General features: G+C 72.1%; 28 protein-coding genes. 14 read left to right on the plus strand and 14 right to left on the minus strand.

Annotated features, from left to right (window positions below; genetic code table 11):
* The first annotated feature begins 9 nt into the window (after nucleotides 1-9).
* Entirely contained in the window at nucleotides 10-177 is a 168-nt protein-coding gene (locus AB0C01_RS23000) for a DUF3117 domain-containing protein (RefSeq protein ID WP_007455245.1), read from the plus strand.
* 146 nt (nucleotides 178-323) lie between these two features.
* The gene (locus AB0C01_RS23005) at nucleotides 324-1,799 is read left to right on the plus strand and encodes a M17 family metallopeptidase (RefSeq protein WP_357241101.1); all 1,476 of its coding nucleotides are present in this window, start codon (nucleotides 324-326) and stop codon (nucleotides 1,797-1,799) included.
* Nucleotides 1,800-1,805: 6 nt separating this feature from the next.
* Here the strand turns inward: AB0C01_RS23005 and AB0C01_RS23010 are convergent, their stop codons facing one another.
* Nucleotides 1,806-2,450 (minus strand): O-methyltransferase, encoded by a 645-nt coding sequence (locus tag AB0C01_RS23010; protein ID WP_357241104.1) that lies wholly within the window; start codon nucleotides 2,448-2,450, stop codon nucleotides 1,806-1,808.
* Nucleotides 2,451-2,963: 513 nt separating this feature from the next.
* Here AB0C01_RS23010 and AB0C01_RS23015 point away from each other — a divergent pair.
* Nucleotides 2,964-4,220, plus strand: a complete 1,257-nt coding sequence (locus tag AB0C01_RS23015) for a trypsin-like peptidase domain-containing protein (protein ID WP_357241107.1) — start codon at nucleotides 2,964-2,966, stop codon at nucleotides 4,218-4,220.
* A gap of 75 nt (nucleotides 4,221-4,295) precedes the next feature.
* Nucleotides 4,296-4,715, plus strand: coding sequence for a preprotein translocase subunit TatB (locus tag AB0C01_RS23020; protein ID WP_357241110.1), 420 nt, complete (start codon nucleotides 4,296-4,298; stop codon nucleotides 4,713-4,715).
* A 322-nt stretch (nucleotides 4,716-5,037) separates the two neighbouring features.
* Here the strand turns inward: AB0C01_RS23020 and AB0C01_RS23025 are convergent, their stop codons facing one another.
* The 3 genes from AB0C01_RS23025 to AB0C01_RS23035 form a co-directional block, all read right to left on the minus strand.
* Nucleotides 5,038-6,189 carry an Mrp/NBP35 family ATP-binding protein gene (locus tag AB0C01_RS23025; RefSeq protein ID WP_357241113.1) on the minus strand — a complete coding sequence of 384 codons (1,152 nt, stop codon included), beginning with the start codon at nucleotides 6,187-6,189 and terminating at the stop codon, nucleotides 5,038-5,040.
* Nucleotides 6,190-6,266: 77 nt separating this feature from the next.
* The gene (locus AB0C01_RS23030; protein ID WP_357241116.1) at nucleotides 6,267-6,917 is read right to left on the minus strand and encodes a DUF1003 domain-containing protein; all 651 of its coding nucleotides are present in this window, start codon (nucleotides 6,915-6,917) and stop codon (nucleotides 6,267-6,269) included.
* A complete protein-coding gene (locus tag AB0C01_RS23035; protein WP_357241119.1) occupies nucleotides 6,910-8,196 on the minus strand; it encodes a CBS domain-containing protein in 1,287 nt (428 codons plus the stop codon). Before AB0C01_RS23035 ends, AB0C01_RS23030 begins: the two co-directional genes overlap by 8 nt.
* A 33-nt stretch (nucleotides 8,197-8,229) precedes the next feature.
* Between AB0C01_RS23035 and AB0C01_RS23040 the strand changes: the two genes are divergently transcribed.
* Nucleotides 8,230-9,099: a PhzF family phenazine biosynthesis protein gene (locus AB0C01_RS23040; protein WP_357572085.1), complete on the plus strand. Its 870-nt coding sequence runs from the start codon at nucleotides 8,230-8,232 to the stop codon at nucleotides 9,097-9,099.
* Nucleotides 9,100-9,111: 12 nt separating this feature from the next.
* Complete coding sequence (locus tag AB0C01_RS23045) at nucleotides 9,112-9,642, plus strand: hypothetical protein (protein ID WP_357241125.1); 531 nt, start codon at nucleotides 9,112-9,114, stop codon at nucleotides 9,640-9,642.
* Nucleotides 9,643-9,680: 38 nt separating this feature from the next.
* On the opposite strand, the gene AB0C01_RS23050 is transcribed toward AB0C01_RS23045, so the two are convergent.
* Entirely contained in the window at nucleotides 9,681-10,388 is a 708-nt protein-coding gene (locus AB0C01_RS23050) for an HAD family hydrolase (RefSeq protein ID WP_357241128.1), read from the minus strand.
* Nucleotides 10,389-10,494: 106 nt separating this feature from the next.
* Between AB0C01_RS23050 and AB0C01_RS23055 the strand changes: the two genes are divergently transcribed.
* From AB0C01_RS23055 to AB0C01_RS23065, 3 genes are all read left to right on the plus strand, one after another.
* Nucleotides 10,495-11,451, plus strand: a complete 957-nt coding sequence (locus AB0C01_RS23055) for a DMT family transporter (RefSeq protein WP_357241131.1) — start codon at nucleotides 10,495-10,497, stop codon at nucleotides 11,449-11,451.
* Between the two features lie 96 nt (nucleotides 11,452-11,547).
* Nucleotides 11,548-12,072, plus strand: coding sequence for a SigE family RNA polymerase sigma factor (locus AB0C01_RS23060; RefSeq protein WP_357241134.1), 525 nt, complete (start codon nucleotides 11,548-11,550; stop codon nucleotides 12,070-12,072).
* Nucleotides 12,069-13,463, plus strand: a complete 1,395-nt coding sequence (locus AB0C01_RS23065; protein ID WP_357572086.1) for a hypothetical protein — start codon at nucleotides 12,069-12,071, stop codon at nucleotides 13,461-13,463. Before AB0C01_RS23060 ends, AB0C01_RS23065 begins: the two co-directional genes overlap by 4 nt.
* Here AB0C01_RS23065 and AB0C01_RS23070 read toward each other — a convergent pair.
* A complete protein-coding gene (locus tag AB0C01_RS23070; RefSeq protein ID WP_357241140.1) occupies nucleotides 13,441-13,716 on the minus strand; it encodes a hypothetical protein in 276 nt (91 codons plus the stop codon). The two genes, AB0C01_RS23065 and AB0C01_RS23070, sit on opposite strands and share 23 nt — an antisense overlap.
* Before the next feature lie 10 nt (nucleotides 13,717-13,726).
* A complete protein-coding gene (locus tag AB0C01_RS23075; protein ID WP_357242345.1) occupies nucleotides 13,727-14,548 on the minus strand; it encodes an SDR family NAD(P)-dependent oxidoreductase in 822 nt (273 codons plus the stop codon).
* Nucleotides 14,549-14,666: 118 nt separating this feature from the next.
* Between AB0C01_RS23075 and AB0C01_RS23080 the strand changes: the two genes are divergently transcribed.
* Nucleotides 14,667-15,623: a CoA ester lyase gene (locus AB0C01_RS23080; protein WP_357241143.1), complete on the plus strand. Its 957-nt coding sequence runs from the start codon at nucleotides 14,667-14,669 to the stop codon at nucleotides 15,621-15,623.
* A 76-nt stretch (nucleotides 15,624-15,699) separates the two neighbouring features.
* Here the strand turns inward: AB0C01_RS23080 and AB0C01_RS23085 are convergent, their stop codons facing one another.
* Entirely contained in the window at nucleotides 15,700-16,218 is a 519-nt protein-coding gene (locus tag AB0C01_RS23085; protein WP_357241146.1) for a DUF4190 domain-containing protein, read from the minus strand.
* A gap of 118 nt (nucleotides 16,219-16,336) precedes the next feature.
* Here AB0C01_RS23085 and AB0C01_RS23090 point away from each other — a divergent pair, with 118 nt between their 5' ends.
* Nucleotides 16,337-17,242 carry an SDR family NAD(P)-dependent oxidoreductase gene (locus tag AB0C01_RS23090; protein WP_357241149.1) on the plus strand — a complete coding sequence of 302 codons (906 nt, stop codon included), beginning with the start codon at nucleotides 16,337-16,339 and terminating at the stop codon, nucleotides 17,240-17,242.
* Between the two features lie 13 nt (nucleotides 17,243-17,255).
* Here AB0C01_RS23090 and AB0C01_RS23095 read toward each other — a convergent pair whose 3' ends face one another.
* Nucleotides 17,256-17,795, minus strand: a complete 540-nt coding sequence (locus tag AB0C01_RS23095; protein ID WP_357241152.1) for a DUF4190 domain-containing protein — start codon at nucleotides 17,793-17,795, stop codon at nucleotides 17,256-17,258.
* Nucleotides 17,796-17,973: 178 nt separating this feature from the next.
* Between AB0C01_RS23095 and AB0C01_RS23100 the strand changes: the two genes are divergently transcribed.
* The gene (locus tag AB0C01_RS23100; protein WP_357572103.1) at nucleotides 17,974-19,170 is read left to right on the plus strand and encodes an acyl-CoA dehydrogenase family protein; all 1,197 of its coding nucleotides are present in this window, start codon (nucleotides 17,974-17,976) and stop codon (nucleotides 19,168-19,170) included.
* Between the two features lie 206 nt (nucleotides 19,171-19,376).
* Here AB0C01_RS23100 and AB0C01_RS23105 read toward each other — a convergent pair whose 3' ends face one another.
* A complete protein-coding gene (locus AB0C01_RS23105) occupies nucleotides 19,377-19,784 on the minus strand; it encodes a CoA-binding protein (protein ID WP_357241155.1) in 408 nt (135 codons plus the stop codon).
* 19 nt (nucleotides 19,785-19,803) lie between these two features.
* Complete coding sequence (locus AB0C01_RS23110; protein ID WP_357572087.1) at nucleotides 19,804-20,850, minus strand: Rv2578c family radical SAM protein; 1,047 nt, start codon at nucleotides 20,848-20,850, stop codon at nucleotides 19,804-19,806.
* Nucleotides 20,851-20,943: 93 nt separating this feature from the next.
* On the opposite strand from AB0C01_RS23110, the gene AB0C01_RS23115 reads away from it, so the two are divergent.
* Nucleotides 20,944-21,363 carry a DUF393 domain-containing protein gene (locus AB0C01_RS23115; protein ID WP_357241161.1) on the plus strand — a complete coding sequence of 140 codons (420 nt, stop codon included), beginning with the start codon at nucleotides 20,944-20,946 and terminating at the stop codon, nucleotides 21,361-21,363.
* Here AB0C01_RS23115 and AB0C01_RS23120 read toward each other — a convergent pair.
* The 3 genes from AB0C01_RS23120 to trxA form a co-directional block, all read right to left on the minus strand.
* Nucleotides 21,327-22,283: an HTTM domain-containing protein gene (locus tag AB0C01_RS23120; protein WP_357572088.1), complete on the minus strand. Its 957-nt coding sequence runs from the start codon at nucleotides 22,281-22,283 to the stop codon at nucleotides 21,327-21,329. The genes AB0C01_RS23115 and AB0C01_RS23120 overlap by 37 nt on opposite strands.
* On the minus strand, nucleotides 22,280-22,720 hold the full coding sequence (locus AB0C01_RS23125) for a hypothetical protein (protein ID WP_357241166.1): 441 nt from the start codon (nucleotides 22,718-22,720) through the stop codon (nucleotides 22,280-22,282). Before AB0C01_RS23125 ends, AB0C01_RS23120 begins: the two co-directional genes overlap by 4 nt.
* A gap of 148 nt (nucleotides 22,721-22,868) precedes the next feature.
* Complete coding sequence (gene trxA / locus AB0C01_RS23130) at nucleotides 22,869-23,231, minus strand: thioredoxin (protein ID WP_074316526.1); 363 nt, start codon at nucleotides 23,229-23,231, stop codon at nucleotides 22,869-22,871.
* 547 nt (nucleotides 23,232-23,778) lie between these two features.
* Between trxA and AB0C01_RS23135 the strand changes: the two genes are divergently transcribed.
* Nucleotides 23,779-24,294: a MaoC family dehydratase gene (locus AB0C01_RS23135; RefSeq protein ID WP_357241170.1), complete on the plus strand. Its 516-nt coding sequence runs from the start codon at nucleotides 23,779-23,781 to the stop codon at nucleotides 24,292-24,294.
* Nucleotides 24,295-24,317: the final 23 nt, after the last annotated feature.

Consider the following 24,317-nt stretch of genomic DNA (forward strand, 5'->3'; position numbering starts at 1 on the left):
GGAGACAACATGGCGGCGATGAAGCCGCGGACGGGCGACGGTCCGCTGGAAGTCACCAAGGAGGGGCGGGGCATCGTCATGCGGGTCCCGCTGGAGGGCGGTGGCCGGCTCGTCGTCGAGATGACTCCCGACGAGGCCAACGCGCTCGGTGACGCGTTGAAGGCGGCGGCCGGCTGAGTAAGGAGTGGTCCGGGCGGCTCGCACCGCCCGGAGCGTTCCGTGACCCTGAGCCACCGGTACCGCCGGTGGCTCAGGGTCTTCATCACTGCGGGCAGGTGGGCTGAGTTCCGCTCCGCGACACTTTCCTGGAGGTACGGTTCCGCGTGCTCGCCATCCGTCTGATCGCCGAGCCCGACCGGCTCGACGTCCTCGTCCTGCCTGTCCGTCCCGTCGATCCGGCAGCCGGAGGTGACGCCTCGGCCGAGCCCGTGTCGACCGCCGCGGCCCCGCCGGACGACACGGCCGACGAGGCGACCGCACTGGTGTCGGCGGCCCGGCTGAACGGCCGAGCTGGCGAGATCCACACCCAACTGCGCCCCGGACGTACCCCCGGCCGGCTTCTGCTGCTCGGCATCGGCGACGGCGGCGAGGCAGCCTGGCGGACGGCCGGCGCGGCCCTGGCCCGGTCTGCCGCGAATGAGACGCATATCACCATCGCGCTGCCGGGCGAGCTGACTCCGGCCGCGGTGCGCGGGTTGACCGAGGGGCTGCTGCTCGCCTCGCACCGGTACCGGCTGACCGAGGCCGGCGACGCGCCGACGCTCGACGGCATCGACCTGCTGCTCGACGACCCGACCACGTTCGAGGCCACCGTCGCCACGGCCCGGACCACCGCGGCGATGACCCATCTCGCCCGTGACCTGACCAACACGCCCTCCTCGACGAAGACCCCGCAGTGGTTCGTCGACCAGGTGACGTCCGCCGCGGCCGACCTGCCGGACCTGCGACTGCGGGTTCGCGGCCCGGCCGAGTTGGCCGCCGAGGGCTTCGGCGGGATCCTCGCCGTGGGCGGCGGCTCGGCCAGTGGCCCCCGGCTGGTCGAGTTGGACTGGCACCCCGCCGACGCGCGTACCCACGTGGTGCTGGTCGGCAAGGGCATCACCTTCGACACCGGCGGCATCTCGATCAAGCCGGTACCGGCGATGAAACTGATGCGCAAGGACATGGCCGGCGCGGCCGCGGTCGTCGCCGCCACCCTCGGTGCCGCCGCGCTGCGGCTGCCGGTGCGCATCACGACGCTCGCCCCGCTCGCCGAGAACATGGTCAGCGGCTCCGCGTTCCGCCCCGGCGACGTCATCCGGCACTACGGCGGCACGACGAGCGAGACGACCAACTCCGACGCCGAGGGCCGTCTGGTCCTCGCCGACGCCCTGGCGTACGCGGTGCAGCAGCTCGAACCGGACCTACTGCTCGACCTGGCCACCCTCACCGGCGCCAACGCCGTTGCGCTGGGCAAGCGCACCGCCGCGCTGTACAGCGAGAACGACCAACTGGCCGCGGACGTGCTGGCCGCGACCGAGGCGGCGGGCGAGTCGGCCTGGCGGATGCCGCTGCACAACGACTACGCCGAATACCTGGGCAGCGACGTCGCCGATCTCTACAGCGCGCCGACACAGGGTGCCGGTTCGGTGCTGGCCGCGCTCTACCTGCGCGAGTTCACCGGCGAGCTGCGGGACCGCTGGCTGCACCTGGACATGTCGGCCCCGTCCTGGGCGGACGGCGACCAGGCCGAGGTCAGCCGCGGCGCCACCGGTTGGGGCGTTCGGTGGTTGCTGCGCTGGCTGGCCAGCGTCGACTGACCCGGGTCAGCACTTCACCGCGGCGAGCACCCCGTGTCCGACCGGAAGCAGCGCGGGGATCCAGTGCTCCGACTCCCGGACTGCCTTGATCGTCTCGCGGACCGTCACCGTCTCCGCGTCCCGGGCGGCCGGATCACCGATCCGGCCGCTGGCCAACACGCCGTTGAGCGCGAGCACTCCGCCCGGTCGCAACAGCCGCAGTGCGGCTTCCACGCAGGCATGGAAGCCGGTGGCCTCCGCGTCCACGAAGACCAGGTCGTACGCGCCGTCGGCGAGCCGGGGCAGCACGTCGAGCGCCCGACCGGTGATGATCCGCGTACGGCCGGCCGCGAAGCCCGCCTCGGCGAAGATCCGCCGGGCGATCCGCTGATGCTCCACCTCCACGTCGATGGTGGTGAGCACACCGTCGGCGCGCATGCCGCGCAGCAACCAGACACCGCTCACGCCGGTGCCGGTGCCGATCTCCACCACCGCGCGGGCGTTGCCGGCGGCGGCCAGCAGCCGCAACGCCGCTCCCGCGCCCGGGGTGACCGCGTCGAGGCCCACCTCCAGGGCCAGGCTACGGGCGGTGCGCAGGACGAGATCCTCGGTGACGTACGACTCAGCGAACTGCTGAGCCTGGGCCGTCGAACTGCCGGTACCGGCGACCATGGCGATGGGGCACCTCCGGGGGCGGTGCGTGGTGCGGGGGCGGGTTGGCACTGTGAGCGTAGAGGCGACCGCCAGGGGGCGCAGCCGGGCCTCCGCCCGAAGCGATCGCCGGGGGCAACCGCTGACTCCACCGCGCGCATCCGTGCAATCCTGGAAGCGGTATCCCGTCAGCCGCGACCGAACCGGCCCGTGGCCGGGCGACGCGGCGCGGGATCCGGGGACGGACTGGGAGGCACCGACGTGACCGACGGCTGGGACTGGCGCCGGGGCGGTGAGACTCCGGCTCCGGCGCGACCGCCCGGGGCAGAGGCCCCGCCGGTGGGATCGCCATCCATGCCGGGGGCCGGCAGCACGCCTGCTGTGGTGCCACCGGGCAGCATGCCCGTAGTGGTGCCGCCGGGCAGCATGCCCGTCATGGGGCCGCCGGGGAGCACGCCCGTGGGGCCGCCGGGGGGTGCGCCAGTTGTGCCGCCGGCAGGCGTGCCGGCAGCCGGATACCCGCCGGTGCCGCCCGTGGGGCCGTCACCGGGTTGGCCGGTACCTGTCGCGGGCGGACCCGGGACGGCCGGGGCGTCGCCCTGGTGGTCGGACGCGCTCGCCGATCCCTGGCGGGACCCGGCCGCGCCGACCGCGGTGGTGGTGCCGGGGGTGGTGGCGGCCGGTTCCGAGCCCGAGCCGGTCACCGATCCGGACGCGCCGGGTCGACCGACGCTACGCCAACTGCTGCTCATTCCCGTGATCACCGCGCTGCTGGCCGGCACCCTCGGCGGGGCGCTGGGCTACGCGTTCGCGGTTCGCGGCGGGGCTGCCGGAGTGGTGCTCGGCGGTGCGCCGGCAGAGCCCCCCGCGCTGGCCCAGCGCAAGCCGGAATCGCTTGCCGGTGTCGCCGAACGTGTCCTGCCCAGCGTGGTCACCGTCCGCGTGAGCAGCCTCGGCGGGACCAGCGAGGGCTCCGGCTTCGTCGCCACCGCCGACGGCCACGTGATCACCAACGACCACGTGGTGGCCGGCGGCAGCGGCAAGGCCTCGGTGGTCTTCAACGACGGCAGCACCGCGCCGGCGACAATCGTCGGTCAGGATCCGGAGTCGGACATCGCGGTGATCAAGGTGAGCCGTAGCGGGCTGCGACCTGTGGAGTTCGGCGATTCCGACGCCCTGGCCGTCGGTGACCCGGTGCTCGCCATCGGCTCGCCGCTGTCGCTGGCCAACACGGTCACCGCCGGCATCGTGAGTGCCCTGGACCGGACGATGCAGGCCGGCGAGCCCGGTGGTCCGATCCGCTACTACGCGGCGATCCAGACCGACGCGGCCGTCAACCACGGCAACTCGGGCGGGCCGTTGGTCGACGGCGCCGGGCGGGTGGTCGGGGTGAACTCGACAATCAAGTCACTTGTCGCCGAGGGGCAGGAGGCGGGCAACATCGGGCTCGCCTTCGCCATCCCGATCAACCAGGCCAAGCGGGTGACCCAGGACATCATCGGCACCGGCAAGGCCCGGCGTACGGTGATCGGTGCCCGGGCGGACGGCCCGACCGGGGTCGCCGGGGGTGGCCTGCGGCTGGCGGAGGTGGCGCCGTCCGGCCCGGCGGACAGCGCCGGGTTGAAGGTCGGTGACGTCATCCTCAAGATCAATGGTCGGCCGATGACCGAGCCGACGGACCTGACCGCGTTGGTTCGCAAGTTCGCGCCGGGCTCGGTGGTATCCGTCGAGTTTCGACGGGGCTCCGACCGGCAGAACACCTCGGTAACTCTCGCCGCCGACGCGAAGTGAACACGGCTCACCCCTTGCTCGAACGCCGCCTGGCGTGCGTAGTCTTGCTGCTGACGCGGAGAGGAGGCCAGCGGGATGTTCGAGAACCTGAACTGGTGGGAGATCGGGGCGCTGCTGCTCCTGGCGCTGCTGATCTTCGGTGATCGGCTGCCCGCGGTCATCAACGACGGCTTGCGGCTGGTGCGCAACCTGCGAAACATGGCCCGCAACGCCACCGGCGACCTGAGTCGTGAGCTGGGCACCGACATCCAGCTGGAAGACCTGCACCCGAAAGCCTTCATCCGCAAGCACCTCCTCAGCGAGGAGGACGAGGCGGCGATCCGCAAGCCGTTGCAGGGCGTCTACGACAACCTCCGCGCGGACGTCAGCGGCGTGCACGACGACCTGAAGGACGTGGCCAGCGCCGCCGACCTGCGGTCGAACGGGACGCGGCCCACCACGGCCACCGGCAGCACCACCCCGGCACCCCGCGCCAGCTACGACGACGCCACCTGACCGACCCGCGCCCGCCCGCCCGGCCCGCCCGCCCGGCCCGCCCGCCCGGCCCGCCCGCCCGGCCCGCGCTCGCGATCGACCGGCCCCGCCCGCGCTCGGTGCCTTGATCGACTCGATTTTCAGGAATTCGGCCCTTCAACCCGCCCAGGACGCCCCGACTTTCAGAAACCCGAGTCGATCACGCGGCGGTGCCGGCTACGCGGCGGTGCCGGCTACGCGGCGGTGCCGGCTACGCCGGGGCTGTGCCGGCTGCGGCCACCCACCGACACGACTCAGCCCGCCGGCCAACAGCGGCCGACGGGCTGACGGTGGGACGTGGTGGTCAGCGGCCGGCGGGCTTCAGACCGAGCGGCTTGCCGAGCAGCGACTCACGGCGCAGCGCGAGCCGGTCGGCGATGGTGCCGAGGGCCTGCGCGGCCGGGGACTCCGGCTCGGCCAGCACGATCGGGTTGCCCGCGTCGCCGGCCTCACGGACCCGGGTGTCCAGCGGGATCTGACCGAGCAGCGGCACCTGAGCGCCGATGGTCCGGCTCAGCGACTCGGCGACGGCCGTGCCGCCCCCGGAGCCGAAGATCTCCATCCGGGAGCCGTCCGGAAGCTCCAGCCAGGACATGTTCTCGATGACGCCGACCACCCGCTGGTGGGTCTGCAGGGCGATCGCGCCGGCCCGCTCGGCCACCTCGGCGGCGGCGGTCTGCGGGGTGGTGACGATCAGGATCTCCGAGTTGGGGAGCAGTTGGGCCAGCGAGATGGCCACGTCACCCGTGCCCGGGGGAAGGTCGAGCAGGAGCACGTCCAGGTCGCCCCAGTAGACGTCCGCCAGGAACTGCTGCAACGCCCGGTGCAGCATCGGGCCGCGCCACACCACGGCGGCGTTGCCCGAGGTGAACATGCCGATGGAGATCACCTTCACGCCGTGCGCCTGCGGCGGCATGATCATGTCTTCGACCCGGGTGGGCCGGGCCTCCGTGCCGAGCATCCGGGGCACCGAGTGGCCGTAGATGTCCGCGTCGACCACGCCGACGGAGAGCCCACGAGCGGCGAGCGCCGCCGCCAGGTTGACCGTCACGCTGGACTTGCCGACGCCACCCTTGCCGCTGGCCACCGCGTACACGCGGGTGCGGGAGCCGGGCTGCGCGAACGGGATGACGGGCTCCTCGGTGGCGGCGCCGCCACCGCGCAGCTGCGACTGCAACGACTGTCGTTGCTCGGGGGTCATCACCCCAAAGTCGATCTCCACACCGGTCACTCCGGGCACCGCGGCGAGCGCGGTGGTGATGTCCGTACGCAGCTTGTCCTTGAGCGGGCAACCGGCGACGGTGAGCAGCAGCTCGACGCGTACGACGCCGCTGGCAGCGATCGTGGCGGAGCGGACCATGCCCAGCTCGGTGATGGGCCGGCGGATCTCCGGGTCGTTGACGGTGGCCAGGGCGGCCTGGATCGCGTCCTCGACGGTGCTCACGGGTGCTGACATGCCCGCAATGCTACGTCGCGGGGCATCCGTTGCCGCTGCTGCCCGGGGTGGTGTGAGCCAATCGATGACCCCACGGATCAGCCCTCCGGCAGGCGCGGCCCGGCGCCGTCCGGCCGGACGTCCCGGGTGAAGTCGCCGTCCAGGTCGTCGCGCGGCTCGTCCAGGCCGACACCGTCGGTCGGCCGGTGGCTCCGCTTCTCCTGCCGGCTGTCCCGGTCCTGCTGGCGGCGTTCCAGGCGTTGCCGGCGTTGCCCCGCCTCGTCCAGCTCCTCGGCCAGCCGGGTCAGCTCGGAGCGGAGGAAGTCACGGGTCGCCACCTCACCCAACGCGATCCGCAGTGCCGCGATCTCCCGCGCCAGGTACTCGGTGTCCGCCTTCTGCGCGGTGGCTCGCCGCCGGTCCTCCTCCAGGGCCACCCGGTCCCGGTCGGCCTGCCGGTTCTGCGCCAGCAGGATCAGCGGCGCCGCGTAGCTGGCCTGCAACGACAGCACCAGGGTCAAGAACGTGAAGGTGTACGGGTCGAAGCGCAGGTCCGCCGGGGCCAACGTGTTCCAGACGAACCAGATCGTGATCACCACCGTCATGACGACGATGAAGTTCGCGGTGCCCATGCCCCGGGCGATGCCCTCCGACCACCTGCCGAACGCTTCCGCGTCGAACCGGGGCAGCTTGATGCCCCGGGGCTCACGCGGTTGGTCGAGGCGTTCGTTACGCCGCCGCTCAGCCATCCGCGCCGTCCAGCGTCGCGTCGGTGGTGCCCGGGGCGGCCAGGGCGTCGCGGTCCCGCCAGTCCCGGGGGAGCGAGTGGTCCAGCACGTCGTCCACCGTCACGGCGCCGACCAGCCGGTTGCTCCGGTCGATCACCGGCATGGCGACCAGGTCGTAGGTGGCCATCCGACGGGTGATCTCCGGCAGCGGGGTGGTCGGGCGCAGTGGGTCGATGTCGTTGACCACCACCTTGCCCAGCAGGTCGGCCGGCGGTTCACGGAGCAGCGCCTGGAAGTGCACCATGCCCAGGTAGCGACCGGTCGGGGTGTTCTGTGGCGCCCGGGTCACGAAGACCTGCGCGGCGACGGCGGGGGAGAGCTGTGGTTCCCGGATCCGGGCCAGCGCCTCGGCGACGGTGGCGTCCGGCGGGAGGATGACCGGCTCCGAGGTCATCACACTGCCCGCCGTGCCGGGGGTGTACTTCAGGAGCTGACGCACCGGGTCGGCCTCGTCCGGCTCCATCAGGTCCAGCAGCACGTCCTGCTCCGGTGGGGGCAGCTCGTTGAGCAGGTCGGCCGCGTCGTCCGGGTCCATCTCCTCCAGTACGTCCGCGGCCCGTTCCCGGTCCAGTGCGGCGAGGATCTCCACCTGGTCGTGCTCCGGCAGCTCGCTGAGCACGTCGGCCAGCCGCTCGTCGTCCAGTGCGGCAGCCACCTCGTTACGCCGTGCGTCGGGCAGGTCCTGAAGCGCGTTGGCCAGGTCGGCGGGGCGCATGTCCTCCAGGACGGCGAGCAGGTTGGCCGTACCCCGGTTGTCGGCGATGCCGCTGAGCCCGCGCACCCGGTCCCACTCGACCTGGTGCAGGTGGCCGCGGCGGCTGAGCCGGCCGGTCTGCTCCCGTACGGCGACGCGGGTCAACGACCACTCACCGCCGCGGGTGCACTCCATCGCGACGTCCACGACGGCGCCGGGCTGGCCGCCCGGGTCGAGCTGCACCCGCCGGTCGAGGAGTTCCTGGAGGACCAGCAGCTCGTTCGGGCGCTTCTCGAAGCGGCGCAGGTTGAGGGTGCCGGAGCCGAGCACGACGGCGTCCGCGTCGATGGAGGTGATCCGGTTGATGGACAGGAAGATCCGGCGACGCATCGGCATCTCGGCGACGAGACCCACCACCTCCGGGGGGCGCTTGGTCGCCCGCAGCCGGGCCACGGCGTCGCGAACGCGCCCCACCTGGTCACCGTTCGGGTCGAAGACGGCGACTCCGGCGAGACGGGCGATGTAGACCCGGGTCGGCGTGCTCACGGGCACCAGCCTAAGCGCCTAGTGTTTATCAACATGTCGACCTTGGCCTACGAGATCGTGGACGTCTTCACCGACCGCCCCTTCGCCGGCAACCCGCTGGCCGTGGTGTTCGGCGCGGAGGCGCTGGCCACCGAGCAGATGCAGGCGCTCGCGCTGGAGTTCAACCTGTCCGAGACGGTGTTCGTGCTGCCACCGACCCAGTTCGGTGCCACCTACCGGGCCAGGATCTTCACGCCGGTCGAGGAGTTGCCGTTCGCGGGGCACCCGAGCGTCGGCGCGGCGGTGACCGCGAGCCGGCGGGGCATGTTCGGTGTGGGGCAGGTCACCCAGGAGTGCCATGCCGGAGTGCTGCCGATCGAGGTGACCGCGACCGGGGCGACGCTGACCGGTGGCACCCCGACCCTCGGCCCCGAGTTGGACCCGGAGCCGTTGCTGGAGATCGCCGGGTTGACCGCGGACGACCACGTCGGTCCCGCTCCCCGCGTCGCGGGCTGCGGGCTGGAGTTCCCGTACCTGCCGGTGCGTCCGGAGTCGGTGGCCCGCGCGCGGGTGAACGCGGCGGCGGCGCAGCGGTACGGGGTGTCGCACGTCAGCGTCTTCTCCTGGGACGCCGCCACGCAAACCGCGCACGCGCGGGTGTTCGTGCCGGGGATGGGCGTCCCGGAGGACCCGGCGACCGGCTCGGCGGCGCTCGGCCTCGGCGTCTGGCTGGTGGCGACCGGGCTGCTGCCCGGTGTGGGGCTGTCGGAGTACGCGGTGCGTCAGGGTGTGGAGATGAACCGCCCGTCCGCGCTGGCGTGCACGGTCACCGCGGTGGACGGGGTGGCGGTCGGCGCGACGGTCGCCGGTCAGGTGATGCCGGTGGCCCGGGGCGAGATCACCGTCCCGCCCTTCGTGGGGTGAGCTGGGGTGCCGATGCGGGAGGATGCGGGTGTGACGGACGAGAACGCCCCCGGGGGCACACCGCTTGTCGACGAGGCGATGAAGAAGGCCGCCGTGGCCTGGGTCAGCGTGTCCGGCGGGCCGGCGCTCGCCCTCTGGTGCGCCCCACTGGAGGGCGCGCTGCTGGTGGTCTCCGGGCCGGGCGAGCAGGCCGCGCCGGGGCTGGCCGACGCGACCGAGGCGCAGGTCACCCTGCGCGGCGATCACGGCGGTCGGATCGTCACCTGGCCGGCCCGGGTGAGCCGGGTGCTGCCGGGCACCGAGGCGTGGGACACCGCCGCGCCGCTGGTCGCGGCGAAGCGCCTCAACGCACCGGGTCCGACCGCCGACCTGGTGGCCCGCTGGGCATCCGACGGGTGCGCGGTGAACCGGCTCACCCCGGCGGGTACGTCGCTGGCCGGCGCGGACCTGCCCGCCGACGCCCAGGCCGAGCCACCCCGGCCCACCCCGGCGGTCCGGGCCACCCGCAAACCGTTCCGCCTGCACCGGGTCCGTCGCCGCTGACGGCGACCGCCCACGAGGGGCCGCCGCCGCTGCTGGGGTCAGCCGGCCGGGACCACGTCGACGTAGCTGTCGACAAGGGTGAGCACCTCACCCAGTGCGCCGAGCGTGGGGCCTCGCCAGTCCAGGTCGGCGTTGAACACCATGTGCGTGGCCAGGTCCGGCGCGGCGAGTCGGACGGCGGTCATCCCGGCCCGCTCGGCGCCGGTCAGCTCCTGGCTGCCGCCGTCACCGACGTAGAGGCAGTCCGCCGGCGCCAGCCCGAGCCGCTGGCAGGCGGTCAGGTAGAGCACCGGATCCGGCTTGCATCGCCCGACCTGCACCGAGAACACCCGCACGTCGAGCAGAGGGGCGACCGCGAGTTGGGGCAGGAAGGCCGGCAGCTCGTGCGTACAGTCGCTGATCACGCCGGTCCGCAGGCCGCGTTGGCGCAGGGCCGCCAGGACGGGCACGGCCTCGGCCCGCAGCCAGGTGTCCGCGCGGACCGCCCGGTGCCGGGACGCCACCGCCGCCCGCACCGCATGGTCGCTGGGGTGTACGCCGGCCTGGGCGCACACCCAGCGCAGGGTCGCCTCCGCGTCGCCGAGCCGGCCGCTGGCCCGCTCGTAGTAGGTGCGGTTCAGCACCTCGGTCAGGATCTCGGTGGGACACCCGAGGAGCTCGGCGGTGCCGACGTGCGCGACACCGCGCTGCACCGAACGGGTCAGGGTGCCGAAGAAGTCGAACAGGACCGCCTGGTAGCTGGGCATGGCAAAACGCCTCCGGCCGGTCGAGGGTCGCCGGCGCGAACCCGCGTGATCGTAACGGAGTGCTGACGGTCCGTGTTGTCCGTCATACGTGTGAGGATTACGTCCCGTGTCCCCACCTCCGCACCGTCCGTCCCCGGACCTGTCGACCACCGGCGCGGTCGGCCTGGCCGTGGTCGCCGTGTCGTCGTCCGCGCCGCTGATCGCGTACGCGGCCGCTCCCGCGCTGGCCATCGCGTTCTGGCGCAACCTGCTCGCGGTGGCCGTGCTGAGCCCCTTCTCGCTGGCCCGGCGCCGCGCCGAGTTCCGCAGGCTGACCGTGGGGGCGGGACGGCGGGAGGGCCTGTTCTGCGTCCTGGCCGGGGTCGCGCTCGCCGGGCACTTCGCCACCTGGGTGCCGAGCGCCCAGCTCACCTCGGTTGCCACGTCCACCGCCCTGGTCGCCACGCAGCCGGTCTGGCAGGGGCTGATCGCCCGCGCCCAGGGGCGGCGGTTGCCCCGGGTGGTGTGGCTCGGCATCGCGGTGGCGGTCGGCGGTGCGGCGATCACCACCGGGACGGACGTGGGTGTCTCCGGCGCGGCCGTCCTCGGTGACGTGCTGGCGCTGACCGGCGGCGTGTTCGCGGCCGGCTACACCGCCTTCGGCGAGCGGGCCCGCGCCAGCATCAGCACCACCACGTACACCACCATCTGCTACGGGATCTGCGCGCTGATCCTGCTGCTGGTGTGCCTGGTCGGCGGCGTACGGCTGACCGGGTTCGACGGGCACACGTGGCTGGCCATCCTGGCCCTGGTGGCCGGTGCCCAGCTGCTCGGGCACTCGATGTTCAACTACGCCCTGCGGAAGATCTCGGCGACCACGGTGAGCGTGCTGATCCTGCTGGAAGCCCCCGGCGCGGCCCTGCTCGGCTGGGCGTGGCTGGGGCAGCTGCCCCGCCCGTACGCGCTTGTCGGGATGGCGCTGCTGCTGGTCGGGGTAGCGGTGGTGGTGCTCGGCGGTGGTCGGGCCGCTCGCCGGGTCGCGCCGACCGCGCTGCCGACCGACCCGACCCCGCTGGCCGACTGACCGCGCGACGGCGCTGCGGCGAGGTGAGGAACATGGACAGTGGTTCCCTCCGCGGCGGACCCGCCCGGCGTCTATCCGGGTGAGGAGGGCGATCCGTTGACGACTGAGGACCGCACCCGGGACGGCTTCGTCGATTTCGTCCGGGCGGAGACCGCCGGGCTAACCCGGTTCGCGTACCTGCTGACCGGGGATCGGCACCACGCCGAGGACCTGGTCCAGGTCGCGCTGGCTCGGGTCGCCGTGCGCTGGGAGCGGATCGAGGACCCACCCGCGTACCTGCGTCGGGTGCTCTGCACCCAGGCCGCCAGTTGGTGGCGCTGGCGGCGGGCTCGCCCGGCGGAGCGGCTGGGCGGGGCGCTGCCGGAACGATCCGGTCCGGATGACGACGCCGATCTGCGCCTGGTGCTGTCGGCGGCGTTGGCCCGGCTGACCGTGCGGCAGCGTGCGGTCCTCGTGCTGCGCTACTACGAGGACCGCACCGAGACGGAGACCGCGGAACTGCTCGGCTGCCGGGTCGGCACCGTGAAGAGTCAGACCCGCCACGCCCTCGGCCGACTCCGCGTCCTCGCCCCCGAACTGGCCGAACTCGTCGGCCGTGACCCGCAGGAGGTGGCCCGGTGACCGCCCGACTCTCCGCGGCGCTGCGCCGCCTCGCCGACGACGTGCCGCCGGCGCGCGTACCGGAGGGGCTCTTCGACGCGGCGCGGACCCGGCACCGTCGTCGCCGGGCCGTCGTCGCCGGCGCGCTCGCCGTCCTGGTCCTCCTTCTCGGCACCGGGTACGCGCTGCACCCGGTGGCCCTGCCGCTGCCAGCCGGTCCGCGGCACGAGACCCCGGGCCTGCCCACCAGGCTCGTCGACCCGCCGCTGCGGACCGCCTCGGTCGGCTACTCGGCACCTGGCGTGGCGGCGATGCTCTTCGGTGGTCCCGCCGTGCGCACCAACTGGTTCGAGACCCGGATGGGTGTGGTGGCCGCCGACGACGACCGGTACCGCGTGCTGAACGGCGATCCGGCCGTAGCGGGTTTCGAGGCGATGCTCTCCCCGGACGGCCGGTACGTCTGGGTGGGCGATTCCCTCCTCGACCTGACGTCGGGGAAGACCACCCCGGATCGCCCGAACGGCTATCCGCTCGCCTTCGCGCCGAACGGGAAACGGTTGGTCTACGCCGACGACGGCACCACGTTCACGCCCCCGAACACCTACGCCACCCCGTACGTGGGGGTCTACGACCGGGATCGCGGAGCGGACGTGCTGCGGGTGCCGGTCGGCACCACCTGGGTCCCGCCGGGGCGCACGGCCGCGCTGTCGTCGGACGGCGGCGACCTCGCCCTCCAGATCCGCGACGAGGTCTGGCTGACCCGGGTGGGCGACGCGGGCGCGGATCGGGTCGCCACGCCGTACCGGAAGCTGCCGCTGGCGGGCGGGCGGCTCGCCGGGGCCGGGTCGTGGTTGCCGGACGGCCGTTCGGTGGCTGTCCTCGGCCGGTCCACCTGTACCGACTGCCCGGTTCCGTCCTACCGAAGAACCTGGACACTGTCGGTGCGGTCCGCAGCCGACGGCACAACGCTGGCCGGCGCGGCGTTCCCAACGTTGCGCTCCCGTTCGTTCGTGCAGCTGCTGGGCTGGCGCTCGGCGGACGAGGCGGTCGCGTTGGTCGGTGTGCCGGGTCCGGAGGCGGTGGACAGCCCGGAGGAGCACGACATCGCCTGGGGGCCGTATCACGAGGTCGGCACGGAGGCGGTGGAGCTGGTGGCGCTACGTCGGGGGGCGACCGCGCCGGAGGTGCTCTTCCGGACGCCGGAGGGCATCACGGACCTGTCGGTCGCCGCCGACCTCGCGATCCGCGGCGCGGTACGCGAGTCCGGCCCCCCCCACTACGGGCCACCGCCGTTCTGGGCGCTCGTGGTGGGGTTCGTCCTGGCGGTTCTCGTCATCCGGGCCGTGCTGTCGCTGCTGCGCCGCTGGCGCGGCCCGCGAGGGCTCGGACCTAGACCTCGTGCACCTCGATGACCCGGGTGGTCGGCGCGGTGTCACCGAGAGTGGCACGCAGGGCCGTCCGCTCCGGGTCGACGAGGAACGACTCGTAACCGGCCCGTCCGTCGAAGCGGATCACGTGCACCTCGGTCTGCCCGTCGGTGCCGCGCAGCCGCCGGTCCAGGTGGCCGCCGTGCCGCCCGAGCAGGGCCAGCACGGCGTCCTCGTAGCGCCGCCCGGTGGCCTCGGCCCCGGCGGGAAACTCGACGAGCGCGACGAGCGTCAGCATGCCGCCCACGTCAGTCGAGACCGACGGCCTTGGCGCTGGCCTCCCACAGCCGGGCGGCCAGGTGTGGATCGGCTGCCTTCCGGTACGGGCGACGCACCCGACGGTCGATGTAGTAGGCGCCGTCGACGAGTCGGGAACGGTCCTGACCGGCCAGCCAGACCAGGGTTTCGGCGGCCTTCTCCGGGCTGCGGAACGGAATGATCCGCATGCCGAACGCCACCAACCTGCTGTCGTTCGCGAACCGGGTGCGCACCACCCCGGGGTGGAAGCTGTACGCGGGAACGTCCGGCCAGCGCCGCGCCGCCTCGGCGGCGAACAGGACGTTCGCCTGCTTGCTGGTGCCGTACGCGCCCATCGAGCGGTAGCCGCGCAGCGGGGCGTTCAGGTCGTCCGGGTCGAGTGCGCCGAATCGGTGTGCGCCGGAGGCGGTCACCACGATCCGGCCCAACCGGTCGGCGAGCAGGTTGGTCAGCAGGAACGGGGCGAGGTGGTTGGCCTGGATCGACATCTCGAAGCCGTCGACGGTGCGCAGGGGTTGCAACGCGATCGCGCCGGCGTTGTTGGCGAGCACGTCGATCCGGTCGTACGCGGCCCGGAGTTGCTCGGCCAGTCGGCGCACGTCGTCGAGGCTGGCGAAGTCGGCCCGGAACAGCTCCGGACGCTCGCCGGAGGCCTCCCGTACCCGAACGGCTGCGGCCTGCAGGCGGGCCGGGTCCCGCCCGACCAGCACCACCCGGTCACCCCGGCACGCCAGGTGCACGGCGGCGGCCAGGCCGATGCCGGAGCTGGCCCCGGTCACCACCACCAGTCGACGCCCAGTGAGATCTTCCACAGGTCCATTCACCCCGGTCATGGCGCGAGGTTACCGTGGCGTCACAACGCCCTTTAGGATCGTTAAGTTTTCGTGGGTGGCGTCGGCGTGCCCGCCGGACGCTGGAAGGAGCGCATCCATGGCCGCAGTCGGTCGTCCCCGCCGGTCGTGCCTCGCCGTGCCGGGTTCCAGCGTCAAGATGCTCGGCAAGGCACAGGGGCTGCCCGCCGACCAGGTCTTCCTGGACCTGGAGGACGCCGTCGCCCCACTGGCCAAGCCGGACGCGCGCAAGAACATCGTGGCCGCGCTCAACGAGGGCGACTGGGCCGGCAAGACCCGGGTCGTGCGGGTCAACGACCTGACCACCCCGTGGACCTACCGGGACGTCATCGAGGTCGTCGAGGGCGCCGGCGCGAACCTGGACTGCGTCATGCTGCCGAAGGTGCAGACCGCCGAGCAGGTGCACTGGCTGGACCTGCTGCTCACCCAGATCGAGAAGACGCTCGGCCTGGAGGTCGGCCGGATCGGCATCGAGGCGCAGATCGAGAACGCCGCCGGTCTGGTGAACGTGGACGCGATCGCCGCCGCCTCGCCGCGCGTGGAGACCATCATCTTCGGCCCGGCCGACTTCATGGCGTCCATCAACATGAAGTCGATGGTGGTCGGCGGCCTGATCCCCGACTATCCGGGCGACCCGTACCACTACATCCTGATGCGGATCCTGATGGCCGCCCGGATGCACGACAAGCAGGCCATCGACGGCCCGTTCCTGCAGATCCGGGACGTCGACGCGTTCCGCGCGGTGGCCAAGCGCTCGGCGGCGCTGGGCTTCGACGGCAAGTGGGTGCTGCACCCGGGTCAGATCGACGCCGCCAACGAGGTCTACCAGCCGGCGCAGGCCGACTACGACCACGCCGAGCTGATCCTCGACGCGTACGACCACTACACCTCCGAGGCCGGCGGCAAGCTGGGCGCGGTGATGCTCGGCGACGAGATGATCGACGAGGCCTCCCGCAAGATGGCGCTCGTCATCGCCGCCAAGGGCCGGGCCGCCGGGATGAGCCGAACCTCGTCGTTCACCCCACCGGCCGAATGACCGGTCGGGCCGGGACGACCGCCGCCGGCCGTCGGTCCGGCCCGACAGTCGGCGGTACGTCGATCCCGCCCGTCGGTCAGTAGCTGCTGTCGCTGCTCGCGCCCGTGGTGACCGCGAGGATGATCGCGCCAACGTAGAAGAGGATCAGCAGCCCGAGCAGCCCGGTGAGGATCCACCCGACGATGATGGCGGCCTTCGCCATCCCCGCACCGCCCTCGCCGCTGAGCCGGATCTGTTTCTGCGCCACGTGCCCGAGGATCGCGCCGACCGGCGCGGTGATGCAGGACGCGATACCGACGAGCGCGAGCACCAGCGCCGCGATCGCCATCCCGTTGGTCTTCTGCGGGTAGCCGTAGCCGGGGTACTGCGGGGGATAACCGGGTGGGCCGTAGGCCGGCGGTGCGTAACCCTTCATCGGCTCACCGAACGGCGGCTGGCCCCCGGCGTACGGGTCGACCGGCGCGTACGGGTCGGCAGGGCCGGGTTGGGCGGGCACCGGCTGACCGGCCACGAGGGTCGGATCCGGTGCGTGGCTCGACGGCTGGGCCGACCACGTGGGGTCGGACCAGTTGCCGGGCGGCGGGGGATTGGTCATGCGAGCTCTCTCCGTCAGGTCGGGTGCGCCGTCAGGGTAGCCAGGGGTGACCAAACCCGTTGCCCCCACTACCGGGTGCCGCGTTGCTCGGACCGGTCCTAACGGGCAGGATCCTGGCATGGCATTCGACGCGCGCGCCGCGGACCGTTCCGGCAGCCGACCCAGACGGGACGTCAGCCGCCCGGGTGGGGCCCGGCGCGCCCGCGCGGCCACGCCGGCGGGCAGCCCCGGCCCGGATGAGCCGGTCGCGCTCGCCGACCCGGTGACCATGCGCCTCGACGGGCGGGTCGCCCTGGTGACCGGGGCGGGCAGCCCGGACGGCATCGGGTACGCCACCGCCCGGCGCCTCGCCGACCTGGGCGCGCGCGTGGCCATCGTCTCCACCACCCGGCGCATCCACGAGCGGGCGACCGAGCTGGGGGTGACCGGATTCGTCGCGGACCTCACCGACGAGTCCGAGGTCGGCGCGCTGGCCGACGCGGTCGCCGAGCAGTTGGGCGACGTCGAGGTGCTGGTCAACAACGCCGGCCTGGCCAGTCGAGCCAGCCAGGGGGTGCTGCGACCGGTCGCCCAGCTGACCTACGACGAGTGGCGCGGCGAGATCGACCGCAACCTGTCCACCGCGTTCCTGTGCAGTCGGGCGTTCATCGGCGGGATGGCCGAGCGGGGCTGGGGCCGGATCGTCAACCTGTCGGCCACGGCCGGCCCGGTCAACGCCCTACCCACCGAGGCCGCGTACGCGGCGGCGAAGGCCGGGGTCGTCGGGCTGACCCGGGCGCTGGCCATGGAGATGATCGCGGACGGGGTGACCGTCAACGCGGTGGCGCCCGGCACCATCTACACTGCGGCGTCCACGATGGCCGAGATCAAGCAGGGGCTGGGCACGCCGGTGGGTCGACCGGGCACTCCGGACGAGGTCGCCGCCGCGATCAGCTTCCTCTGCTCGCCGGCCGCCTCGTACATCACCGGTCAGATGCTCGTGGTGGACGGCGGCAACAGCGTCCGCGAGGCCCGGTTCCGCTGACCGGCGCGGCGGGTCAGTAGCCCCCGCTGTCGCCGGTGTTACCGAGAGCCACCAGGGCCAGCCAGCCACAGCAGGCCAGCACGGTGAGCCCGGTGAACACGTACCCGAGGATCAGCCCCCAGGTGGCGAGCTGGTCGCCCTCCTCGCCGCTGGTGCGGATCTGCCGCTTCGCGACGTGACCGAGCACGGCGCCGGCCGGCGGAAAGACGAAGGCGAAGACCAGCGACAGGATCGCCAGCACGTTGGTGCCCCGACCCGGTCCGGACGGCGGCGGGCCGTACTGGGCGTAGGGGCCCTGCGGGGGGTACGGCGGCTGCTGACCCCAGTGCCCCGACTGGTGCGGCCCCTGCTGCCCGTACGGCGATGGTTCGTCGGCTGGCGGCCCGTACGGTGAGCGTTCCGTCGGCAGCTCGAACGCCGGCTGGTCCGGCTGCGGCGCGTACGGCGACTGGCCGGCCGGCGGCGGCGCGTACGGCGACTGGTCCCGGGGTGGCTCGTAGGGTGACGGCGGTTGCTCGTCTGCTGGTGGTCCCGACGGCGGCGGGTGGCTCACGCGCTGTCCTCCTCCTGCCGGTGCCGGAAAAGTCCCTCTTGCCGGACGCTACCCGTAGCGGTGAACCTTTTCACAGCGGTTGTGTGGACTGGTCACCTTGGCCTCGTCGGTGCGGGAGGCCGATACTGACCCAGCGTTCAGTTACCCACGAGTAGTGCGCGGATCCCCGGAGGCTGAGATGGCCCGACTCGCCCAGACGCCCGGCCTGACCGATGTGCAGACGTCGATCCTGGAGACCGTCCGGGAGTTCGCCGACAAGGAGATCATCCCGCACGCGCAGCGGCTGGAGCACGCCGACGAGTACCCCACCGACATCCTCGACGGCATGCGCGAGATGGGCCTGTTCGGCCTCACCATCGACGAGGAGTACGGCGGGCTCGGCGAATCACTGCTCACCTACGCGCTGGTGGTGGAGCAGTTGTCCCGGGGCTGGATGTCGATCTCCGGCATCGTCAACACCCACTTCATCGTGGCGTACCTGATCTCCCAGCACGGCTCCGCCGAGCAGAAGGCCCGACTGCTGCCGAGGATGGCCACCGGCGAGGTGCGCGGCGCGTTCTCCATGTCCGAGCCGGAGACCGGCTCCGACGTCGCGGCGATCAAGAGCCGGGCCGTACGGGAGGGCGACAACTACGTGCTCAACGGCCAGAAGATGTGGCTGACCAACGGCGCGTACTCCTCGGTGGTGGCCACCCTGGTCAAGACCGACACCGGCGCGGACTCCGTCTACGGCAACATGAGCACGTTCCTGCTGGAGAAGGAGCCGGGCTTCGGCGAGACGGCCCCCGGCCTCACCATCCCCGGCAAGATCGAGAAGATGGGCTACAAGGGCGTCGAGACCACCGAGATGATCCTCGACGGGGTGACCGTGCCCGACTCCGCGATCCTCGGCGGCGCCGACCGGGTCGGCCGAGGCTTCTACCAGATGATGGACGGCATCGAGGTGGGCCGGGTCAACGTGGCCGCCCGCGCCTGCGGCATCTCCATCCGCGCCTTCGAACTGGCGGTCAGCTACGCCCAGCAGCGCAAGACGTTCGGCCAGCCGCTCGCCAAGCACCAGGCGATCGCCTTCAAGCTCGCCGAAATGGGCACGAAGATCGAGGCCGCGCACGCCCTCATGGTCAACGCCGCCCGCCTCAAGGACGCCGGCCAGCGCAACGACGTCGAGGCCGGGATGGCCAAGCTGCTCGCCTCCGAATACTGCGCCGAGGTCGTCCAGGAGGCGTTCCGCATCCACGGCGGCTACGGCTACTCCAAGGAGTACGAGATCGAGCGGCTGATGCGGGAGGCCCCGTTCCTGCTCATCGGCGAGGGCACCTCGGAGATCCAGAAGACCATCATCTCCCGCGGCCTGCTCAAGGAGTACAAGCTCTGACCCGCGCCTGCTGATCCGGTCGCCGGTCGTCTGGTCGCTCTGCCCGCCGCCGACACCCTCCGCTCGGACGTCCAGCGCCGTCGTCGGTCAAGAGCGTGATGACTGTGAGGCATCAATATGACTCACCGGCATCACGCTCCCCGCCGAGGTCGTCCGCGCCGGCGGGCACGGTGTCCCTGCCGCCGACCACCGGGAGCGGGGTGGGGTCAGGTCAGGCGGGTCAGGTTGGCGGCGGCTCGCTCGACGATCAGGCAGCGGTCCTCGACGTAGTCCATGCCGGCCTCCTCGGCGATCCGCCGCGCCTCGGCCGAGACGATGCCCAGTTGCAGCCAGACCGCCGGGGCGCCGATCGCCGCCGCGTCCCGAACCACCTGCACGGCGTCGGCCGCCGGCCGGAACACGTCCACCAGGTCGACCGGATGCGGGATGTCGGCAAGCGACTTGTACGCCCGCTCCCCGAACAGTTCGTCGACCGTCGGGTTGACCGGGATGATGCGCCAGCCGTACCGCTGCATCTGCAACGGCACGCCGTGCGCGGCCTTCAACGGGTCGCGGGACGCCCCCACGACGGCGATCACGGCGGAGTCGGCGAGGATCTGCGAAGCGGTACGCACCCGCCGACTGTAGCTCTGCCTAGAGCAGGGTGAGCTGTTCGGAGGCCGGCGCTGCGGGTGGCTCGGGCAGGCTGCGGTTGTCGCCCCGCTCCCCGCGGTGCAGCCCGTGCCGGCGGGACGCGATCCGCACCCGCGCGGTCAACTCCCGCTGGTAGGCCTGTGGGGCGTACGCGCCGGCCCGGTAGAGCTCGCGATAGCGGGGCACGAGGTGCGGGTGCTCCCGGGCGAGCCAGTGCGCGTACCACTCCCGAGCGCCGGAACGCAGGTGCAGGGGCAGGGCGGTCACGCTCGTCGCACCGGCCGCGGCGATCGCCGACACGGTGGCGTCGATCGACTCGTCGCTGTCGCTGAGGCCGGGCAGGATCGGGGCCATCAGCACCCCGACGGAGAAGCCGGCGTCGGTGAGCGCCCGGACCGCGTCCAGCCGGCGGCGAGGATGCGGCGTGCCCGGCTCGACGGAACGCCAGAGCTGCTCGTCGACGAACCCCACCGAGAAGGAGATGCCCACGGTGGTGACCTCGGCGGCCTGCCGCAGCAGGGGCAGGTCGCGCAGGATCAGCGTGCCCTTGGTGAGGATCGAGAACGGGTTGGCGAAGTCCCGCAGGGCCGCGATGATCTGCGGCATCAGCCGGTAGCGACCCTCGGCCCGCTGGTAGCAGTCCACGTTGGTGCCCATCGCCACGTGCGCGCCCCGCCACTTCGGCCCGCCCAACTCCCGTCGGACCAGCTCACCGGCGTTGACCTTGACGATCACCTTCCGGTCGAAGTCCGCACCGGCGTCGAGATCCAAATAAGTGTGGGTATTTCTCGCGAAACAGTAAACACAAGCATGGGAACAGCCCCGATATGGGTTGATTGTCCACTCGAACGGGACGCGGGACTGCCCGGGCACCCGATTGAGGATCGACTTGGCCTGCACCTCGTAGAAGGTCATCCCGGCGAACTCGGGAGTGTCGAAGGTGCGGGCGACGGCGCCGGGCAGCGCCAGCGGCAGGGGTGGTGTCGCTGGCGCTGCCCGCTCGGGGTCTCCCTCAACCGGGGGAGCGGTGAGGTTGTCCCAGCGCATGGCCACTATTCGAACACGCGTACGAGTGGAGTGCAAGTGACCCGCCGTACACCGGTGGTCGTTCGGGTGGTCGGAGAGGGGAGGATGGACGGTATGGAGACGTCGACCTTCGTCTACGACGGGGACTGCGCGTTCTGCACGCAGTGCGCCGAGTTCATCGCTCGCCGGATTCCCACGGGCGCGCGGGTGGTGCCCTGGCAGTTCTCCGACCTGGACGCGCTCGGTCTCACCGTGGCCGAGTGCGAGGAGGCCGTGCAGTGGGTGGGGGCGGACGGCGTACGTGCCGCCGGTCCGGATGCCATCGCGAAGCTGCTCGCCGACAGCGGCCCGGTCTGGCGGATGGCCGGGGCGGGCCTGCGGTTCCCGCCGGTGCGCGCGGCGGCTTGGCCGGTGTACCGCTGGGTGGCGCGCAACCGGCACCGCCTGCCGGGCGGCACGGCGGCGTGCTCGCTGCCGCAGGAGGCGCGCGAGCGGCTCTACGGTCCGGCCGGACGTCCGACCACCGGGGCCTGATCGCCGAGCGGTGTCCGGTCCGTGCTGGCGCCGACCCGCTCCTGGTCAGGCGGCGGCGATGCGGTGTCGACGTCCGTCGAGGTCGATCCGGGGGTGTCCCGGCCGGCGAGCCGGCGGGCCCAGACCACCGGGCGGACCCGCTCCAGCGGCAGGAAACTGGTCATCGCGGCCAGGTGCGGCGCGAACGAGATCGTGATGGTCGCGATGGTGACGACGTGGAACGAGTAGAAGAAGCCGACCATGGCGAGCCGCCAGCGGGCCGGCAGCAGGAAGACCACCGGGCTGAGCAGCTCGAACGCGACGATGCCGAACTGGGCGACGATCAGCAGGTGCGGCACCTGGGCGATGAGGTCGGCCAGGTCGGTGCCGCGTCGGATGATCGCTCGGGCCAGCACCGAGCCGGTCAGCCAGTCCAGGCCGCCGAAGCGCAGCTTGGCGAAGGCGGCCAGGAAGTACGTGCAGATCACCGCGAGTTGGGTGACGCGCAGCGCCCACCCGCCGGCCTCGGTGCGGGTGGTGTCGCCGTGGCGGGCTCGACCGGCGGTGGGTAGGACGGCCAGTGCGACGAGCAGCCCGATCCGGTCGTGGTCGACCTTCCCGTAGCTCATCGCGATGATCATCCACTCCAGGTACAGCGCGCAGACCGCCCAACCGAGCAGTCGGGGCGCGCGCCCGGTCGCGGCGAGGAGCGCGAGGAGCAGCAGTGCCCAGAAGATGACCGCCACCAGCGCCGGGGTCGGCGTCGGTAGTGGGAGCAGGCGGCCGACCAGCAGCGGCTGGTACAGCTCGCCGGGCACGCTGACCCGGGTGCGCACCCAGGGGGTGAAGAACACCAGGTCGGCGGCGACGAAGAGGTAGATCACGGTCCGGAACGCGGCGATGCGACCGCGCGGCACGGCCTCGGTCAGCCAGCGGCTCATCGGGGAGCCTGCCAGCGGACCACGGTCTCGTCGGTGTGCTTGCCGGTCGGCCGGCCGGCACGGATGCCGTGCCAGCGGATGACGATGCGGATCTCGACGAGCGCGGCGGCATCCGGGTGGCGTTCGGCGTACGCGTCGGCGACCTCGGCGAGCAGCGCCGGGTCGGCGGCGTACCGGTCCTGCTGCCCCTCGATCTCGGCGCGGCGGATGCCTGTCGCGTTCTGGTCGAGGTCGACCACGGCGCCCGTGCTGGTCACCCCCTCGACGCGGGTGTCCGGCGCGGGTGCGTTCGGCGGGTTGGAGGTGGAGTACATCCGGAACGGGCCGAACGGGAAGTCGTCGTCGCTGCCCCAGAAGGTGCCGGCCAGCAGCAGGACGAGAACGAGTGCGGTCGCGCCCAGCCGGGTCACGCGCCCGCGGGTGGTCAGGGTCTCCATCAGGTCGTGACGATACGGGATGTACCGGCCGCCTCGGGTCCCTCCGACGGTCAGGTGGGCCTGCCCGGGCAGCTGATCACGAAGGGGGCACGACGAAGGCCGGACCCCCTGCCGGGGCCCGGCCTTCGGATGCCGTCGTGGAGACGACTCAGTGCTTGTGCTCGGCCAGCTGCTTACGGACGTCGTCCATGTCCAGTGCCTCGACCTGCTCGATCAGGTTTTCGAGGGCGGACTCCGGAAGGGCGCCCGGCTGGGCGAAGACGATCACGCCGTCGCGGATCGCCATGATCGTCGGGATCGACCGGATGTCGAACTTGGCGCCCAGCTCCTGCTGAGCCTCCGTGTCGACCTTGCCGAAGACGATGTTCTGGTGCTTCTCCGAGGAGCGCTCGTAGACCGGGGCGAACCGCTTGCACGGACCACACCAGTCGGCCCAGAAGTCGACCAGGACGATGCCGTCGTTGCCGGTCACCTCGTCGAAGTTCGCCGAGGTCAGCTCAACGGTTGCCATTGCACTCTCCGATCACCGCGGTTTGTCTACGTCCCGTAGAACCAGGGCTGACCGTATCGAATTCCCGGGCGGTCCGGCCCGAAACGTGCGCGGCCTGCCGGGGGGCGCTGCGGGTCATCGACCCACGTCTGTTCATCTCGATCTGCGGAACGCAAATGCATGACGCACTTGCGTGACCTGCGGTGATGGGAGCGGTTCCAGGGAGATCCACCCGCCTGCCCGCTACGAATCGGTAACTTGGTGCCTGACGAGGAGGTATCCGGCCTGCGGAGATCGCTGATCAACTCTCGGTCCATCACTGAGAGTAGTGTTACAAAAAGATAAATGTGACCTCAGTCTCTGTCGGACCTACGCATCCGTAGGGCAGAATTCTCCCCATCAGAGCGTGGGCGGCGGGTGCCGGGGAGGGCCCCGCCGCTCATTGCGTCTCCCCCCTTGTGGGTGACCGGTGTGACATTTCCGCCGTGGTCGCTCCCGGGCAGTTTCCTTAACCACCGGTAAGGCATGCTGTGCCGAACTCCATCGCCGCCCGTCGAAGGGGACCAGGATGCAGTTCGGCCGCTACTACGAGGAGTTCGAGGTCGGCGCGGTCTACCGGCACTGGCCGGGCAAGACCGTGACCGAGTACGACGACCACCTCTTCTGCCTGCTCACCATGAACCACCACCCGCTGCACCTGGACGCGCACTACGCCGCGACAGCCAGCCAGTTCAAGCGCAACGTCGTGGTGGGCAACTACATCTACTCCCTGCTGCTCGGCATGTCGGTGCCGGACGTGAGTGGGAAGGCGATCGCCAACCTCGAGGTCGAGTCGCTGCGGCACGTCGCGCCGACCTTCCACGGCGACACCATCTACGGCGAGACCACCGTGCTGGACAAGCGTGAGTCCGGCTCCAAGCCCGACCGGGGCGTGGTGTCGGTGGAGACCCGCGGATACAACCAGGACGGCACGATGGTCTGCGTCTTCCGGCGCAAGGTCATGGTCCCCAAGCGGGAGTACGCGGCCGCCGCCGCCCCCGAGGGAGTGGATCCGGAGCGGCCCAGCTTCCCCGAGCCACGCTGAGCGGCGCGGCGGGCCGACCGCCG

Source organism: Micromonospora sp. NPDC048905 (assembly GCF_040649655.1).
In the GTDB taxonomy this organism is placed as follows: Bacteria; Actinomycetota; Actinomycetes; order Mycobacteriales; family Micromonosporaceae; genus Micromonospora.